We start from the raw sequence: 17,527 nt of genomic DNA, 5'->3' as shown, positions 1-17,527 counted from the left end.
TACACGGGATATTTATGAAGCGCGCCTTGCTGTTGACCATCGCCTTAAGCACGCCCGTCGTCGCGCAAGTGCCGTCATCGCCAGGTCCCAGCACCGTCGCGCGGCTTCAACCGCCGCCAACCCCAGCCCAGCAGTTGCGCATGGGTGGCGGATCGCTGATGCGCGCTGGCCAGGCCAACGGCGCACCGCAGGCGGCAGGGGTGAGCCTGTTCAGCGTGACGCCCCCCGAGCCCCGCACGCTGAAGAAGCACGACCTCGTGACGATCATCGTGCGCGAGGAGAGCAACTACACAACCGAAGGCAAGACCGACCTGAAGAAGGAAGCCAGCGTCACCGCCAAGCTCAGCGAGTTCGTCGAGCTCGACCCCGGCAACCTGCGCATCAAGGCGATGCCGACCGGCGCGACGCCCGGCGTCAACTTCAGCGCCAGCCGGGAGATGACCGGTGACGGTTCGGTCGACCGCAAGGACGTCGTCACGCTGCGCATCACCGCGGAAGTGCTCGACGTGAAGCCGAACGACACGGTGGTGCTGCAGGCGCGCAAGCAGATCAAGATCGACGATGAGGAACAGAGCATCATCATCGCCGGCGTCTGCCGTGCCGAGGACATCACGGCCGACAACACGATCCTGAGCACGCAGCTGGGCGACGTGCAAATGACGAAACTGCACAAGGGAGCCGTACGCGACAACACGAAACGCGGCTGGCTCACGAAATTATTGGACCGTGCGAATCCGTTTTGACGACATTACGTAGGGGCAGGCCTCCGTGCCTGCCCGCATTTTCCTGACGAGACGAAGAGGGCAGGCACGGAGGCCTGCCCCTACGCGAAAGGGCGGAGCCCTTCATGTTCAAACAGACCCTCATCATTCTCGCAGTCCTCGCGATCGCGCCCGCCACGTCGCTGGCGGTGAAGGTCGCCGACATCACCCGCATTGGCGGGCAACGCACGAATCAACTCGTCGGCATCGGCTTGGTCTACGGCCTGAAGGGCACCGGCGACGGTGGCGACTTTCTGCCCGCCATCCGGCCGCTGCAGGCGATGCTGACCAAGTTCGCCAACCCCGCCGAGCTGGCCGAGCTGCGGGAAGTCAGCAACGTCGCCGTCGTCAGCGTGACCGCCACGGTGCCGAAGGACGGCGCGCGTGATGGCGATCAGCTGGACGTCTTCGTCACCAGCATGGGCTCGGCCAAGAGCCTGCGTGGCGGGCGGTTGATCGTCTCGCCATTGCAAGGCCCACTGGGCACCGGCGCGGTGCTGGCGCTGGCGCAGGGCGCGATCGTGCTGGAAGACCCATCCTCACCCGTCGTCGGCAAAATCCCCGGCGGTTGCGTGATGGAGGCCGACCTGCCCAGCAACTACATCGACAACGGCCGGTTCACGCTGATCATCGAAGACCCGTCCGCCAGCTGGACCATCTCCAGCACGATCGCCAAGATCATCAACGACGCCGAGGGCAACGACGGCGAGATCCTCGCCACCGCGATCGACCCGAAGAACATCATCGTGTCGATCCCCGAGATCGAGCGCGAGCGGCCGGACAGCTTCATCAGCCGCGTGCAGCGCCTGCCCGTGCCGCTGCTGCCGACCGAGGCGCGCGTGCAGATCAACGACCGCACCGGCACGCTGATCATCACCGGCGACGTCGAGATCAGCCCGGTCGTCATCAGCCACAAGGGGCTGACGATCAGCACGATCTCCCCCACGCCGGTTGCGACGCCGCGAACGCCCATTCTGAACACGCGGGATGCGGTGGCCTTGGACACGACTAACACCGGTGGCGCCAAGCTGCAGGATCTGGTCGACACGCTCGACAAGATCAAGGTGCCCGCAGAGGACCGCATCACGATCGTGAAGGAACTGTTTAAGACCGGCAAGCTGCACGCGAAGTTGATCGTGGAATGAGCTCTCCGGTCCCTCTCCCGGTACCCCGGGAGAGGCTAGGTGAGGGTGACTTCGAACTGCTGACGATTCTCGTAATTCGAATCACCCTCACCCTAACCCTCTCCCGGAGTACCGGGAGAGGGAACCAGACGGAAGAACAATGACCATTACCCCAAAACAACCTCAGAAGGCCGGCCTCACCGACACCCTCTTCCGCGGGCAGATGACCAAGCCCAAGGGCACGCAGCACGAACAAATTGTCGACCAGACAGAAAAGTGGGTGGCCGCCAGTTTCTACGGCACGCTGTTGAAGCAGGCGCGCGACAACCCGTTCAAGTCGGAACTGTTCTCCGGTGGGCAGGGGGGCGACGCGTTCGGCTCGCTGTACGACCAGAAGATGGCCGAGCACATGAGCCGCGGCACCGGTAAGAAGCTGGTGAACGCGATCGTGCGGAAAATCGAGGCGGCCAAGGCCTATGCACAGCAGAAGAACGCCGCCGACGCGACGAAGATCGAGTCCACCGACGCGCTGACGGCGCCGCGAATGATCGAGGCGTCGCCCGAGGCCAACACGAGCAGCAATTCCCGAAACGTGAGGTCCGATGTCACGGCAGTTCGTTGATCTGGAAGCCACGCTGGCGCAACTGGTGGCCGAGCACAAGAACCTGCTTGCCAACTTAGACCGGCAGCAGGCCGCTATGCGCAAGCTGGACGTGGAAGCGCTGGAAAGCGCCACGAGTGCCCAGGAAGCCTCGCGGCTGCGCATCGCATCGCTCGACACCCGCCGGCGACTGCTGGTGGGGCAGATCGCCAAGCTGGCGCGCGTGGACGAGAAGCAGTTGACGCTCGCCAAGCTCGCCGACCTGCATCCGCTGCGCAAGGCGCAGTTGCTGGCGCTGCGGAAGGAACTGACGGACCTGGCCGCGATGATCAGCCACAAGGCCAACATCGCCAGCCGCGTGTCGGGCGCGATTCTGGGCCACCTGAACACGGTCGTGCGCATCGTCGCCGGCGCGATGGAGAAGGGTGGCATGTACACCAAACAAGGCGTGCCGCGCGTGTCGGCCCGCATCGGGATGATGGAAGCCGTCGGGTAGGGGAATTGCCGATTTGCGATTGCCGATCGAAGGGCAATCCGGTCGCTCGGCTATCCCTCTCTTCCATCGCAAATCGGCAATCGAAAATCGGCAATCCCTATGTCCCTCACCGGAGCCCTACTCACTGGTCGCTCTGCCCTGTCGGTAAGCCAGGCGCAGCTGCAGGTCACGGGCAACAACATCGCCAACGCCGGCAACGCCGACTACACGCGGCAGGTCGCCAGCGTGTCGACGGCGAAGGATCGGATGATCCAGACCGGCGTCTTCATGGGCACCGGTGTGCAGCTGGATTCCATCCGGCGGCAAATCGACGACGCCCTCGAAGGTCGCCTGCGCGCCAGCATCAGCGACAGCAACTCGGCCGACACCACGCAGCTGTGGATGGGGCGCGTCGAGTCCGTCTTCAACGAACTGGGCGACCAGGACCTGTCGACGGCCATGAGCACGTTCTTCAAATCGTGGTCCAGCCTTGCCAACAAGCCGCAGGACGCGGCGTTGCGCCAGATCGTGCTGCAAAACGGTGAGATTCTGGCCGACGGATTTGTCGACCTGAAGTCCAGCTTCGAAGGCCTCCGCAGCGACGTCGCCGACCGCCTGAAGGCGCTTACGAACGACGCCCAAGGCCTGTCGAACCAGATCGCGGTGCTGAACAAGCAGATCGTCATCTCGGAAGCCGGCACGGGTGGCGAGAGTAGCGGGCTGCGCGACCAGCGCGACGCCACGCTCAAGAAGCTGTCGGAACTGATGGACATCCGGTCGATCGAACAGCCGAACGGCTCGGTCAACGTCTTCGTCGGTTCTGAACCGCTGATCGTGGGCAACACCAACCGCGGCCTGGCGATCAAGCAGGAGACGATCGACGGCAAGCACAACACCAGCATCATCTTCGCCGACAACAACGCCGACGTGGCCTTCAAGGGCGGGCAGATCGGCGGCCTGACGGGCGTGCGCGACACGATCGACGCCACCACGGATCGGTTCAACGATCTGGCGAAGAACATGATCTTCGAGGTGAACAAGCTGCACGCCTCTGGCCAGGGCACGAGCAACCTGTCGACCGTCACCGCGACCAACGGCGTTGACGACCCCGCGCTGGCACTCACCGATCCGCGCACCAATCTGAAGTTCACGCCGAAATCAGGCAGCTTCGTGGTGCACGTGAAGGAGAAGGCGACCGGCCTGACCACCAGCACGCTGGTGCAGGTGGACGCCGACGGTCTGAACGCCGACGACACCACGCTCAACAGCCTCGCCGCCGACCTTGCGGGCATTACCGGCCTGAACGTCTCCACGACTGCCGGCAAGCTGGCGGTTAGCGCCGCCAGCAGCGCGGTCGAGTTCTCGTTCAGCCAGGACACCAGCGGCACCTTGGCGGCACTGGGGGTCAACGGGTTCTTCACCGGTAGCAGTGCGTTCGACATGGGCGTGAGCAGCGTGATCAAGGCCAATCCCGCCTTGCTCGCTGCGGCTAAGAACGGTGAACCGGCCGACAATCAGACGGCCCTAGCCATCGCCAACCTCGAAACCGCAACGCTGAGCTCGCTTACGCATGGTTCGCTAAAGGAAACGTATCAAGCGATGGTGAACAACGTTTCCGTCCTCACCGCCGCCTCCAAAAGCGACGCCGAGGCGGCCCACGTGGTGCAGGACACGCTGTTCAACCAGCGCGAAGCGCTCAGCGGCGTCAGCATGGACGAGGAGGCCATCAACCTCATGCGACAGCAGCGTGCTTTCCAAGGCGCATCGCGACTCATCAACGTGGTGAACGACCTGATGGATACGGTCATGGGCCTCGTCCGATAAAGATTCACGGGCACGACCGATAAATGTCGAATAGAGGATGGAAGCGTTGCGCCCGCTTGCGGTTTTCGCGAAAGGCGCAGGTTGAACAGTGAAACGTCGGTAGCAAAATGGCAGTCCTTCCAACCAACCTCGCACGCGTCAGCAACCTGCTACGCACGAGCGTCGCCACGTCGAGCATGACGAAGACGCAGCGGATGTTGCTGGAAGTGCAGAACCAGCTGACGACCGGCTACCGCATCACCAAGCCCAGCGACGATCCGGGCGACAGCGCCGTCATCCAGCAGCTGCAGAAGACGCTCGAGAAACGCCAGGGCTACCTGGACAACATCAGCGCCGCTAAGAACACGCTGTCGAGCGTGGATACCTCGCTTGATGGGGTCACCGACCTGCTGCGGCAAGCAACGCAGATCGCCTCGCAGAACGTCGGCTCAGACGTCACGCCCGCGGCCCGGCAGAGCGCCGCGGCGCTAATTGAAAACCTGTACAACCAGGCCGTCACCTACGGCAACACGCAGTTCGAGGGCACGTTCATCTACGGTGGCGATCGCTCGAACACGTCGCCGTTCGTGACCAGCACCAATGGTGGGGTGAAGTTCGCGGGTTCGAACGACGTGCTGAAGAACACGTTCGACGAGAACACCGTGCTGCCGTTCATGGTGAGCGCCCAAGAAGTCTTCGGCGCCACCTCCGAACGCCATCGCGGCGGGGCGGATCTATCCCCCAGCATTACCGCGGCCACCCGGCTGGCGGACCTGGAAGGGGCGACCGGCACCGGTGTGTACAAGGGCGTGATCTCGATCGCCAACGGTGGCAGCAACGCGACGGTCGATTTGACGACGGCCGACACGGTCGGTGACGTCATCACGCGCATCAATGCGGTCACGGGCACCACCGACGTCACCGCGTCGCTCTCGGCCGACGGCAACAGCATCACGCTCACCCCCGGCACCGGCACGGTCACCATCACCGATGTGGGTGGCGGCACCAGCGCCCGCGACCTTGGCATTCGCCAGGCAGTGGCGGTGGCCTCGCTCGATGGTAGCGACGTGCAGGCCAAGCTGACGCCACTTACACCGCTCGCCAGCCTGCGCAACGGCGCGGGCGTGAGCGCCAGCGGCATCACGATCGCCAACGGCGTCGCGACGGCGACGATCTCGATGGCCGGGCTGAACACGGTCGAGGATCTGTTGAACGCGATCAACGGCTCGGGCGTGGAAGTGCTGGCGAAGCTGAACGACGCCGGCACTGGCATCGACGTGCTGAACCCCGTGCAGGGCACGCAGATGACGATCGCCGAGAACGGTGGCACCACCGCGGCCGACCTCGGCCTGCGGACCATGTTGCCCGCGACATTGCTGGCCGACCTGAACGAAGGGCGCGGCGTGCGCACGGTGGCAGGGGACGACCTGACCATCACGCGGCGTGACGGCACGACCTTCGCCGTCGACCTCGACGGTCTCACGACCGTGAACGACGCCATCACCGCGATCAACACCGCCGCCGGCACCGCCATGGCGAGCTTTGCCACCAGTGGTAACGGCATCGTGCTGACGGACGCGACCACCGGCACCGCGACCTTCAAAGTCGACCCAGCCAACTTCTCACAGGCCGCCGGCGACCTTGGGTTGCTGGCGACGCCGGCCAGCGGTGGCACGATCACCGGCGCGGACGTGAACGCCGTGAAGTCGACGGGCGTCTTCACGCATTTGGCCGAGCTGCGGGATGCGCTGCGGGCCAGCGACGCCGGCGCGATCACCCGGGCCGCCCAGGGCATTGATGAAGACCTCGCCCGCGTCATCCGCGTGCGCGGTGTCACCGGGGCCCGCGTGCAGGAGCTGGAAGCGCGCGAGTCGCGCATTACCGACGAGAACGTCGCGACGCAGTCACTGCTGGCTAACCTGCACGAAACGGACTACACGACCGCGATCACGAAGTACACGAACATGCAGATGATGCTCGAGGCGAGCATGAAGACGACGAGCCAGGTGACGAATACGTCGCTGCTGGATTTCCTGCGGTGATTTTGTTTGAGAGTCTGGCACGACGATTGCTGTGTGGATAAGTGGTGTATGAGGTGTTCGTAGAAAACGCAGAGAATGCAGGTAGGGCGCAGAAAAGGTTGCCGAGTGATGCAGAAAATGCCGGATAGCTGGTGAGTGTGATCCGGTCCCTCTCCCGAATGCTTCGGGAGAGGGAACAAGCGAGAGGTTTGAAGCGTGAAGTGTGCAGTTGGAGTTTTTCACTCCGACTGCCCACTTCCCCCTTCCGGCTTCGGAATCGGGATGGCCTGGGCAGGGACGCTCGGGCAGATGAGTTGAACATGGAGTTCCGCGGTGGAGCCGCGGGTGGTATTGCGGGCGACCCAAGTCAAACGGGCCCGCGACTGGAAATGGAGTTCGAATGGAGATTCAGACGACGCGATTCGGGTTGCTGTCCATTGAGGACGAACGGGTGATGACCTTCACCCGCGGCCTCCTGGGCTTTCCCGACCATTCGCGGTTCGCCCTCATCTCGACGGGCGACGACAACTACTTCTTCTGGCTGCAGAGCGTCGACGACCCGAACCTCGCGTTCGTCGTCGCCGACCCGACGGTCTTCTTCAAGGAGTACGACGTGCCGATCCGCGAGGAGACGGCGACCGAGCTGATGATGACCGACAGCGCGCTGGCGCAGGTCTTCGTCATCTGCAACAAGGTCGGCGACTGGCTGACCGGCAATTTGCTCGGACCGATCCTCGTCAACGCGGGCAACCGCCTGGCGACGCAGGTCGTGCTGACCGAGAAGAAGTGGACGACCCGACAGCCCCTGTACCGGCTGACGCAGGAGGTGCCGCTGGCCAAGTCCGCGTGATCGCACGCTAGCTTGCGGCCGGACTGATGAGCCCGGCCGGGAGGTGAACGCCCGACGCGACGCAAGTTGCGTTGGACACGGTCGCCTCAGCCCTGCCGGGCAGAAACCGCCGGCAGCGCCTCGGTCGAACGGAGTCGACCGCAGGCGAAACGCGAATCTTTTGCGAGCATCGCGAGGCAAACGCGGCGCGGCCTACAATCTGTAGCCCGCTTCGCCCGTGCGATCCATGCGACGTGGTCCGTCCGACCACACCAGCGCATCGGTTGCACTGCCCACCCCGGTGCAGGCTTGGCGCCCGACGGCGCCGAGCCTTCCAAAGCGTGGCATCGACGTCATATGTGCGACGTCGAACGGTCCACCGCTTTAGTCAGACATGGAAGGAGCCAGGCATGTTGGTACTGTCCCGTCAGCGCGACGAGACGATCATGATCGGGGACGACATCGAGGTCACCGTGGTCGACATCCGCGGAGACAAGGTGCGTCTGGGGATCAATGCCCCCAAGGAGATCAGCGTCCATCGTAAGGAAGTATACGACGCGATCCGGCGTGAAAACCGGGCCGCGGCGCAGGTGAAACCCGAGGATCTTTCGGGTCTTGGAAAGATCGGTCCCAACAAGGGTGGCACGACCAACCCCGACAAGGACCAGAAGAAGCAGTAGCCTCGGATTTTCGATTTGCGATTTGCGGTTTGCGATTGAACTAGCGAGGGCACGTGCCCTTCCAATCGGCAATCGAAAATCGGCAATCGCAAATCTCTCTAGGTCCGAAGGATCGGACCTCTTCGCCCGGGCAATAGGGCCCGGCAAGCCATCCACAATCATGGAGGATTGACATGGCCCGTATCAATACGAACGTCGCAGCTCTGACCGCCCAGCGTGGGCTGGCCAGAAATCAGGGAACGCTCAGCGACACGATGAACCGGCTCAGCAGCGGCCTGCGGATCAACCGCGGCGCCGACGATCCGTCGGGCCTCATCGCGTCCGAGGGCCTGCGCAGCGAGATGTCCGGCATCAACCAGGCCATCGACAACAGCCAGCGCGCCAGCAACGTCATCTCGACGACCGAGGGTGCGCTGTCGGAGATCGCCAGCCTGCTGCTGAACATCAAGGGCATGATCGTCCAGGCCGCCAACACCGGTGGCATGAGCCCCGAGGAGATCAGCGCCAACCAGCTGCAGGTCGACTCGGCCGTCGAGAGCATCACCCGCATCAGCAACACGACGACCTTCGCCGGTCTGCAGCTGATCAACGGCAGCCTCGACTACCTCACCAGTGGCGTCACGACCAGCGCGATCAAATCGCTGAACATCAGCCAGGCCAACTTCGGCAACAACACGTCGATCCCCGTGCAGATCAACGTGCTGACCAGCGCCAAGACCGCCGACCTGCAGTTCCGCACCAGCGCGATCACCAACAGCGTCACGCTGGAGATCACCGGTAACGACGGCGTGCAGGTACTGACGTTCACCAGTGGCACCGCCGCCTCGGCGATCGCGTTTGCGGTCAACCGCATCAGCGATTCGACGGGCGTGGTCGCCACCGGCATCAGCAGCGCCGGCGCGACCAGCGGCATCAGCTTCAAGAGCAACGAGTTCGGCGCCAAGCGGTTCGTCTCCATCACCGCACAAAGCGGCTCGTTCGAGACGACCGACGCCGACGGCAACGCCAAGGGCCGCGTCATCGGTCAGGACGCCGTCGCGACGATCAACGGGGCGCTCACCGTCGGCGACGGGCGCAACCTGAAGATCAACACGACCACGCTCGACCTCGAGCTCACGCTCGACCAGGCGTTCGGCGCCGGCACCAAGAGCTTCGCCATCACCGGGGGTGGGGCGCTGTTCCAGCTCGGCCAGTCGGTGAACTTCAACCAGCAGGTGAACATCGGCATCGGGTCGGTGGCCGCCAGCAAGCTCGGCGACTTCGAGAGCGGCTTCCTGAACGACGTCGTCACCGGTGGCAACAGCACGCTGGTCGGTGGGCAGACGCAGGCGGCCAGCAAGATCATCGAGAAGGCGATCCGGCAGGTCTCGGTGCTTCGCGGCAGGCTGGGCGCGTTCGAGCGAAACACGCTCGACACGAACATGAACAGCCTCAGCGTCGCGCTGGAGAACGTGACCTCCAGCGAGAGCAGCATCCGCGACGCCGACTTTGCGAAGGAGACGAGCGCGCTCACCCGCGCCCAGATCCTCACGCAGGCCGGCACGAGCGTGCTCGCCACCGCCAACCAGACGCCACAGCAAGTGCTGTCGCTGCTGGGCGGTTGATCGGTTGATCGACTGATAAAGACGTAAGAGAAGAAGACGCGGCCCCCGTGGACAGTTCCACGGGGGCCGCGTCGTTTACGTTGATCTGTTCACTATCGGTGCCACCGGCGGCTTGCCCGCCCGTGTCTTTAGGCAGCGGGACAAAACCCTGCGTTGATCAGGGACCGTCATCCCGATGGGAGCCTTGGCGACCTGAGGGGTCTCCTATGGCCGAGAACCGCCCGTGCGTCGAGATCCCTCAGGTCGCTACCGCTCCCTTTGGGATGGCATGGGGTGCTTGTCCGCTAGCCGCTGGCTCTCTTTCTAGCAGCTCCACTGGCCAGAGGCCGTGTCACGACAGACGCGTCAGCGTACCGACGCCATGGGCGAGCCGCCCATGCTACGTTGCGGATCGCCGTCCACGGCGCAGCGCCAGCAGGCCACCGATGGCCACCACCGCCAGCGAGCTTGGCTCCGGCACGGCCGTCGGCGTGGCCGAGAAGTTGTCGAACGTGATCGTGTTCTGGATCGCCGTCTCGCCACTGCCCTGGAACGCCTGGGCCAGGTTGGCCCGCAGACCGACCGAACCGGCGGCGTCGTAGGCGTTCGTGGCGGTCAGCGGTCGCACCGGTGGTCAAGTTAAACGTTGAGTCGAAGAACGCCGTGCCCGCCGTCGACGTCGCGTTGTTCGCGTCGTAGAAGAGGCGCAGCTGCACGGTGGTGGCGCTCGTGGCGTTCAGCAGGGCCAGCACGCCCAGGTTGTTCGACTGCACGCGCGTGTAGAAACCGACCGACGCGTTGGCGCTGGTACTGAGCACGCTGATGGTCGTGTCGACCGACAGCGTTTCGGTCAGGAAGTCGGCCGGACCGGCGACATTGTCACCGGGGTGGTGTCGTAGCGCAGCAGGGCGGTGCCGTTGTTGCCCGACGGGGCGTAACGCACGTTCTGATTGGCCGAACTATAGCCGATGTTGGCGGTGTTCGTTCCCAGCTCGAGGAAGTTGTTCGTGTACTGGTCCTCGGTATCGAACGGAATGTTCGGCACGAGCGCGGCGTGCGCGACCGACGACGACATCCCCATTGCGACTACCGTCGCGCCGATTCGTTTTACGAAAGTTCCGGTTTCCATCTTGCTCATCTTGCTCCTGTGCCACGCCTCACACGCGGGTGCATCGCCTCTGGGCCCCATCCGCGATCCAACGGCAGGAACGCTAGAACGTGCGGTTAATTAACCACCGTACTATACCCCTATGAATCTGGTTTAAACGCTAAAAATGATGCCGTATTGCGACATAGGGGATTTCCTGGAGGTAGAGGAAGCTTATCGGGCGTGACGGGCATATTGCGCAGTAAGGTCCGATATTTTAACGGTTTAGGCGAGGTGTGGGTGTTCGTAATTGCCAGAGGCGGCGCAGGCGGAAAAATCGAAAAATTCCACGCGCCGAGATCTAAAGTGCCCCTGTAAGTCGGTCGATCCCAATCACGCATGCCTGATGTGCCGTCTAGTGCGGCCTGTCCGGCACGACTTGTGAGAAAGGAGACCGAATGAGCCTGAACGGGAACCACGCGACGTCCACGTAAGACCCGCATAGTTCCGAAGGCTGCCGGACGCCGTCCCTTGGCGTTGCCGGACTGGGAGTGAACGTCACTCTCCGCCTTTCAAGGGAATGAAGGGCGTGTTTCGGGAGTGTTCCCGACACGCGGCTAGAACACTCGTCAAGGAAAGACTAAGACAATGTCAACGATCAACACCAACGTCAGCTCGCTGATCTCACAGCGCGTCCTCGGTAAGAACAACAACACGCTCAACACGAGCATGCAGCGCCTCAGCACCGGCCTGAAGATCAACAGCGGTGCCGACAACCCCGCCGGCCTGATCGCCAGCGAGAACCTGCGTGCCGAGAAGGTCGGCATCACGACCGCCATCGACAACGCCGAGCGCGCCAGCAACATCATTGGTACCGCCGAGGGTGGCTTGAACGAGGTCAGCAACCTGCTGACCGAACTGCAGGGCCTGATCGGTCAGAGCGCCAACACCGGTGGCCTGTCGGCCGAGGAACAGTCGGCCAACCAGCTGCAGGTCGACAGCATCCTGAGCACGATCAACCGCATCTCGCAGAGCACCGCGTTCCAGGGCAAGAAGCTCCTGAACGGCAACTACGACTACTCGACCAGCTCGGTCGGCACCAGCGCGGTGCAGAACCTGCGCGTCAACTCGTCCCGCGTGCCGGACGGTAGCACCGTCTCGGTCGTGGTGCAGGTGACCACCAGCGCCCAGACCGGCACGCTGGCCTACTCCGGTGGCACCGTCACCGGCGCCACCGTGACGCTGGAAGTCTCCGGCGCCAACGGCACCGAACAGCTCTCGTTCGCCAGCGGCACCACCGTGTCGTCGATCGCGACGGCCATCAACGGCGTGAAGACGGCGACCGGCGTCTCGGCGACGATCACCGGCACCACGTTGAACGTCAACAGCACCTCCTTCGGTTCGACGCAGTTCGTCGGCCTCAAGGCCCTGACCGGCACGTTCACGCTCAGCAGCAACAAGGACTACGGCACCGACGCCGCCGTCACCGTCAACGGTGCCGCCGCCCAGACCGACGGTCTGAAGGTCGCGTACCGTTCCAGCAACCTCGACCTCGAGTTCGACCTCGACACGACCGTCAACGTTAACAACCAGACCAAGACGTTCGGCGTCACCGGTGGTGGCGCGACGTTCTCGCTCGGCTCGAAGGTCACGGAAACCGACAAGGCCAGCATCGGCATCGCCTCGGTCAGCACCGGGTCGCTCGGCGACAGCGCCGTGGGTTACCTGAGCACGCTGGGCAGCGGTGGCGCGAACGCCCTGACCAGCGACAACCTCACCAATGCTCAGAAGATCCTAGACAAGGCGATCAAGCAGGTCAGCCAGACGCGTGGCCGCCTGGGCGCGTTCCAGAAGTTCACGATCGGTTCGACCGTGAACGCCCTGGGCGTGGCGTTCGAGAACGCCAGCGCCGCCGAGAGCGCGATCCGCGATACGGACTTTGCGTCGGAGACGGCCCAGATGACCCGTTCGCAGATCCTGTCGCAGGCCGCCAGCACCGTGCTGTCTCAGGCCAACGCCGCCCCGCAGGCCGCGCTGCGTCTGCTGCAGTAGGACTGACTGGTCCGGATGGCCGGACGGTCCACTAGAGTTTCCGCTTCTCACAAGTCAAAGCCCCTGGCGCATCGGCGCCAGGGGCTTTTTTCGTTGAGGTTCATACGCTTGACGCATCCGTGACCGACGTCGTCATCCTGAGAGGGCGTTGAAGAACGCGGCCGAGGCCGCATTCACCGTGGCATGGGCGTCTCGCCCATGCGTGTGGACTGGAATGACAAACATCTTTTGTTGGCTGCTGCGCCGAAACAGCCGCTGCAACCAATGTTGTCTAGCGGCCCTGACACGAGCATGGGCGGGACGCCCATGCCACGGTCGGAGCAAACGCGGCGTCCTTCTTTAACACCCTCTGAAGTACTCCGAAGGATCTCTTTCGTCTGCGGCCTGAACTGTGGCGGAGTGCCGCGGGTGGTTTGCCCGCCCGGGTTCCTTCTTTAGTTGAAGCATTCAAGACACGGGCAGGCAAGCTGCCCGTGGCACCCCCTCACGAGTCGTAGGATGATCCGCCGTACCACGGGCGGCTCGCCCGTGTATTTTTCCAGGGTAAGTAGCATGCACGGGCGGGCCGCCCGTGGTACGTGGGATTGCGGCTGGGCCGCACCGCGACGCAGGCGTCGCCACTACAGGGACTACGGCCTAGCGTTCGTTCGCGCGATCGATGATCGCGCCTTCAGCACGAGTTCCCGCGCCGCATCGGGCGTATCGGCAAGCGCCGTCAGATGGCCCATCTTTCGGCCAGGCTTGGCGTCGCGTTTGCCGTAGAGATGCAGCTTCACATCTGGCATCGCGATCGCCCGGTCCCACGCGGGTTCGCCGTGCTGCCATTCGTCGCCCAGCAGTTGCGCCATGGCCGCGGCGCGGTGGTAGGTGGTGGCGCCCAGCGGCAGGCCGCAGACGGCCCGCAGTTGTTGTTCGAACTGGCTGGTGACGCAGGCGTCGATCGTCAGGTGGCCGCTGTTGTGCGGGCGCGGGGCAAGCTCGTTCACGAGCAGCTTGCCGGACTTCGTGTAGAAGAACTCGACGCACAGCACGCCCACGATCTGCAGCGCCTCGAAGATCCCGCGCGCGATCTCCACCGCCTCGGCCATTACGACAGGCGGCAAATCGGCATGCGCGATCGACACATCAAGAATGTGGTTGCGATGCACGTTCTCGATGACGCCCCAGTGCGCAAACGCCCCATCCACCCCGCGGGCGGCGACCACGGACACTTCACGGTCGAAGTCGACCAACGCCTCGAACACGCGCTCGACCTGCGGGTCGGCCGCGATGGCCGCCTCGGCGTCGGCGAGCGTGGCAACCTTCGACTGCCCCTTGCCGTCGTACCCGAACGCCGCCGTCTTGATCACGCCCTTGGGGCCGATCTCGCGCGATGCCGTCCGCACGTCTTCGATCGAATGCACGGCACGGTAGGGCGTGACCGGAAAACCGTTCTGCGACAGAAACGCCTTCTCGCGCAGCCGATGCTGCGTCGTATGCAGCACGTTGCCGCCCGGCCGCACGGGCCCGCATTCGGCACACGCCGCCGCGGTGGGCGCGGGGACGTTCTCGAATTCGAACGTGACGACGCTCACGTCACGCGCGAACGCGCGCACGGCGTCAAGATCGTCGTAGCTGGCCGTCACTTCCAGGTCGGCCACCTGCCCGGTGGGGGTGTCGCTATCGGGCGAGAACGTGTGAACGCGATACCCCATCTGCCTGGCCGCGATCGTGAACATACGGCCGAGCTGCCCACTGCCGAGCACGCCGATGGTGGAACCGGGGAGGATGGGGGAGGGGTGGGTCATGATTCTCGAAGGGATGTTCTTTTACATAGCCGCCGGCTTGCCGGTGGTCTTCAATTCGGACGAAGCAAGACCACCGGCAAGCCGGCGGCAATATAACGGCGGCCCCGCCTCACCCCGCGGTTGGCAGGTGCGTATCCAGCACCGTTTGCGTCTGCTTCTCGCGATAATCCCGCAGCTTCTCGCGCAGTTCCGGCCGCGTGGTCGCGAGGATAGCGATCGCCAGCAGCGCGGCATTCGTCGCGCCGGCCTTACCGATCGCGAGCGTGCCCACCGGCACGCCGGCGGGCATCTGCACGATCGACAGCAGCGAATCCATCCCGTTCAGTGCCGCCGACTGAACCGGCACGCCCAGCACGGGCAAGATCGTCTGCGCCGCCACCATGCCCGGCAAATGGGCCGCGCCACCGGCGCCGGCGATAATCACCTGCACGCCGCTGTCCTCGGCGTTGGTCGCGAACTCGGTCATCAGTTCGGGCGTGCGATGCGCCGAGACAATGCCGCACTCGTGCGGCACCCCGAAACTGCTGAGGATGGCGTCGGCGTGCTGCATCGTCTCCCAATCGCTCTTGCTGCCCATGACCACCGAGACAAGAACTTGATCTGCGTCGTCTGCCATACCGCGTGTTTCCCTGTGTTTCGCTGCTGCTTTCATCCCGGCCTGCCCGATCCTACCATAAGCCGGTGGCGCTCCCAATTACGGCCATCCTCGACCGCCAGATCGACTTCGACCCCGCCGGCGATTTCGAAACGTTCGCGCGCGCGGTGCCGGCCAAGTGGGTCGTCTATCTTCTTGCCGACGCCACCGGCCAGCCCGTGCAGTTGCTGTGCGTGAAGAACCTTCGCCACAGCCTCAAGCGAAGGCTTGGTGGCGACGAACAAGACGTTGGCCCGAGCCGTCGTGTGAACTACCGCGAGCTCGTCCGGCAGATCTACTACAAGCGCGTCGACAGCGCCTTCGAGGCCGACTGCGTCTACTACGAGGCCGCTCGGCTCTGCTTCCCGCAAACCTACAGCGCCATGGTCGGCTTCAGGCCCGCGTGGTTCGTCCACGTCGATCCCGATGCCGAGTTTCCGCGCTTCACGAAAACCACCGATCTCACCCCGCGCCCCGGCCGGCTCATCGGCCCCGTGGAAGACAAGCACGCTGCGCAACACCTGATCGAACTGGCGGAGGATTCGTTCGACCTCTGCCGGTATTACAACGTGCTGACCGAGGCGCCGCGCGGCAAGGCGTGCGCGTACAAGGAGATGGGCCGTTGCCCCGCGCCGTGCGACGGTTCGATCGGCATGAACTCGTATCGCCGCATGGTTCAGTGGGCCGCCGACACGTTGATCGACCCGTCGACCGAGCTTGCGCATCACACGAAGCGCATGCAGTCCGCCGCGATGGAACTGAAGTTCGAGACGGCCGGGAAGATCAAATCGCTAATCGACGCGCTGTCAAAGCTGGGCAAAGGCCCGTTCCGCCACGTGCAGTTGCTGAGCGACTTCGCCTACGTGTCGCTTCAGCGCGGTCCATCTCGCGGCGACGTCAACGTCTTCCTCATCACGCCCGGCCAGATCGAACCACTGCTCTGCCTAACGGATTTGCCCGAGCGCTCCAGCGACGCACTGCGCTTCTTGCTGCACACCGCCACCGAGCGCACGCTCCCGCCAGATACCAGCGGCGCCGAACGGATTGGTATCGCCGCGCATCACCTGTTTTCCGCCAAGGCTACGCAGGGCATCTTCCTGCCGCTGCGCGAGGTAAACGAAAAGTCGTTCCTGAAAGCCTACCGCGACGTGCTAAAGCAAAAGATCGCCGCGGAGAGCGACGACGATGAAGGCGTGATGAAGGAGCTGCAGGCGATCTAGCCGTCGTCGTGCAGCCTCTTCTGTAGGACAGGCATTCCTGCCTGTCTCTCCCCCCCGTCCTGCTCTCCCCCGTATTTATCTCTTCTGCTGGTGGGACGGACATTTTTGTCTGTCTCTATTGCGCCTCTACTAAGACAAATGCGAACGCGAAGCGCGCGAAGGGCGGACGCGAAGGACCGCGAAGAAGACAAACCCACTGGCGGCGGCGGTTTGGGTAAGGCAAAACGTGAATTCGTGCACTATCGTGCACCATTTTGCACCATCGGGTGAGGATGTCGGGTATCCACCACCGCACGCGCGTCGGCTATTCGGTTGTCAAAGAGCACGCTATCCATCTCTACGCTGGCGCTGCGCAGTTGAGGTGAATCCGGCGCAACACCTGGGCTTTTCTTCGCGTCCTCCTTGGTGCCTTCGCGTCTTCGTGGCTCCCTGTTCTCCGATCGCGGCTAGCGCCGCGTGGCAGGCAAGAAAGTCCGTCTCACCAGGAGGAAAGACAGAAGAGAGGCGGACAAGAACGGACCTATGCACTTGAGAAAGTGGCCCGTTGCCGAGCCGTCATCCTGAGGTACTCCGAAGGATCTCCCCCCGTATTGCGTCGCGAAGAGATCTTTCGGGGTACCTCAGGATGACGATTGCTTCGTCAGGTGCATAAGTCCGGACAAGAATGTCCGGTCCACCTGAATCCCTGTTTCACGGAAGAAAAGATGCGGGGGGAGAGACAGGCAGGAATGGGCAATAACATACTTGACGCACTCGTCCGGTCCCCTCTCCCGCGTACTCGCCCCTGAGGGCTAGGGAGGGGGCCTTCTTGGCGACTCCGAACGGGTAGACCCCCACCCTAGCCCTCCCCCGGCGCAGGCGGGAGAGGGG

The 17,527-nt window shown here is 63.8% G+C and carries 15 protein-coding genes; 11 read left to right on the top strand and 4 right to left on the bottom strand.

Annotated features, from left to right (window positions below; genetic code table 11):
* Window positions 1-14 precede the first annotated feature (14 nt).
* From VGN72_09850 to VGN72_09810, 9 genes are all read left to right on the top strand, one after another.
* A complete protein-coding gene (locus tag VGN72_09850; protein HEV7299656.1) occupies window positions 15-743 on the top strand; it encodes a flagellar basal body L-ring protein FlgH in 729 nt (242 codons plus the stop codon).
* Window positions 744-847: 104 nt separating this feature from the next.
* Window positions 848-1,906, top strand: a complete 1,059-nt coding sequence (locus tag VGN72_09845; protein ID HEV7299655.1) for a flagellar basal body P-ring protein FlgI — start codon at window positions 848-850, stop codon at window positions 1,904-1,906.
* Between the two features lie 139 nt (window positions 1,907-2,045).
* Complete coding sequence (locus VGN72_09840; protein HEV7299654.1) at window positions 2,046-2,507, top strand: rod-binding protein; 462 nt, start codon at window positions 2,046-2,048, stop codon at window positions 2,505-2,507.
* Window positions 2,488-2,982 carry a flagellar export chaperone FlgN gene (gene flgN, locus VGN72_09835; GenBank protein ID HEV7299653.1) on the top strand — a complete coding sequence of 165 codons (495 nt, stop codon included), beginning with the start codon at window positions 2,488-2,490 and terminating at the stop codon, window positions 2,980-2,982. Before VGN72_09840 ends, flgN begins: the two co-directional genes overlap by 20 nt.
* 99 nt (window positions 2,983-3,081) lie before the next feature.
* Window positions 3,082-4,785, top strand: coding sequence for a flagellar hook-associated protein FlgK (flgK, locus tag VGN72_09830; GenBank protein HEV7299652.1), 1,704 nt, complete (start codon window positions 3,082-3,084; stop codon window positions 4,783-4,785).
* 107 nt (window positions 4,786-4,892) lie between these two features.
* Entirely contained in the window at window positions 4,893-6,806 is a 1,914-nt protein-coding gene (locus VGN72_09825; GenBank protein HEV7299651.1) for a flagellin hook IN motif-containing protein, read from the top strand.
* 379 nt (window positions 6,807-7,185) lie between these two features.
* Window positions 7,186-7,635: a flagellar assembly protein FliW gene (gene fliW / locus VGN72_09820; protein ID HEV7299650.1), complete on the top strand. Its 450-nt coding sequence runs from the start codon at window positions 7,186-7,188 to the stop codon at window positions 7,633-7,635.
* Window positions 7,636-8,024: 389 nt separating this feature from the next.
* Entirely contained in the window at window positions 8,025-8,294 is a 270-nt protein-coding gene (csrA, locus tag VGN72_09815; protein ID HEV7299649.1) for a carbon storage regulator CsrA, read from the top strand.
* A 173-nt stretch (window positions 8,295-8,467) separates the two neighbouring features.
* Window positions 8,468-9,898 (top strand): flagellin, encoded by a 1,431-nt coding sequence (locus tag VGN72_09810; protein ID HEV7299648.1) that lies wholly within the window; start codon window positions 8,468-8,470, stop codon window positions 9,896-9,898.
* A gap of 379 nt (window positions 9,899-10,277) precedes the next feature.
* Here VGN72_09810 and VGN72_09805 read toward each other — a convergent pair whose 3' ends face one another.
* Both VGN72_09805 and VGN72_09800 read right to left on the bottom strand, forming a co-directional pair.
* The gene (locus tag VGN72_09805; GenBank protein ID HEV7299647.1) at window positions 10,278-10,505 is read right to left on the bottom strand and encodes a PEP-CTERM sorting domain-containing protein; all 228 of its coding nucleotides are present in this window, start codon (window positions 10,503-10,505) and stop codon (window positions 10,278-10,280) included.
* Window positions 10,506-10,727: 222 nt separating this feature from the next.
* Window positions 10,728-11,015, bottom strand: a complete 288-nt coding sequence (locus tag VGN72_09800; GenBank protein ID HEV7299646.1) for a hypothetical protein — start codon at window positions 11,013-11,015, stop codon at window positions 10,728-10,730.
* 597 nt (window positions 11,016-11,612) lie between these two features.
* Here VGN72_09800 and VGN72_09795 point away from each other — a divergent pair.
* On the top strand, window positions 11,613-13,016 hold the full coding sequence (locus tag VGN72_09795; GenBank protein HEV7299645.1) for a flagellin: 1,404 nt from the start codon (window positions 11,613-11,615) through the stop codon (window positions 13,014-13,016).
* A gap of 629 nt (window positions 13,017-13,645) precedes the next feature.
* Here the strand turns inward: VGN72_09795 and VGN72_09790 are convergent.
* Window positions 13,646-14,803 (bottom strand): 5-(carboxyamino)imidazole ribonucleotide synthase, encoded by a 1,158-nt coding sequence (locus VGN72_09790; GenBank protein ID HEV7299644.1) that lies wholly within the window; start codon window positions 14,801-14,803, stop codon window positions 13,646-13,648.
* Window positions 14,804-14,912: 109 nt separating this feature from the next.
* Window positions 14,913-15,419, bottom strand: coding sequence for a 5-(carboxyamino)imidazole ribonucleotide mutase (purE, locus tag VGN72_09785; protein HEV7299643.1), 507 nt, complete (start codon window positions 15,417-15,419; stop codon window positions 14,913-14,915).
* Between the two features lie 65 nt (window positions 15,420-15,484).
* On the opposite strand from purE, the gene VGN72_09780 reads away from it, so the two are divergent.
* The gene (locus VGN72_09780; GenBank protein ID HEV7299642.1) at window positions 15,485-16,657 is read left to right on the top strand and encodes a hypothetical protein; all 1,173 of its coding nucleotides are present in this window, start codon (window positions 15,485-15,487) and stop codon (window positions 16,655-16,657) included.
* Window positions 16,658-17,527: the final 870 nt, after the last annotated feature.

The organism is Tepidisphaeraceae bacterium (assembly GCA_035998445.1).
GTDB lineage: Bacteria > Planctomycetota > Phycisphaerae > Tepidisphaerales > Tepidisphaeraceae > DASYHQ01.
The sequence above is the reverse complement of the archived record's forward strand: the minus strand, read 5'-3'. Positions and strand labels throughout refer to the sequence as shown.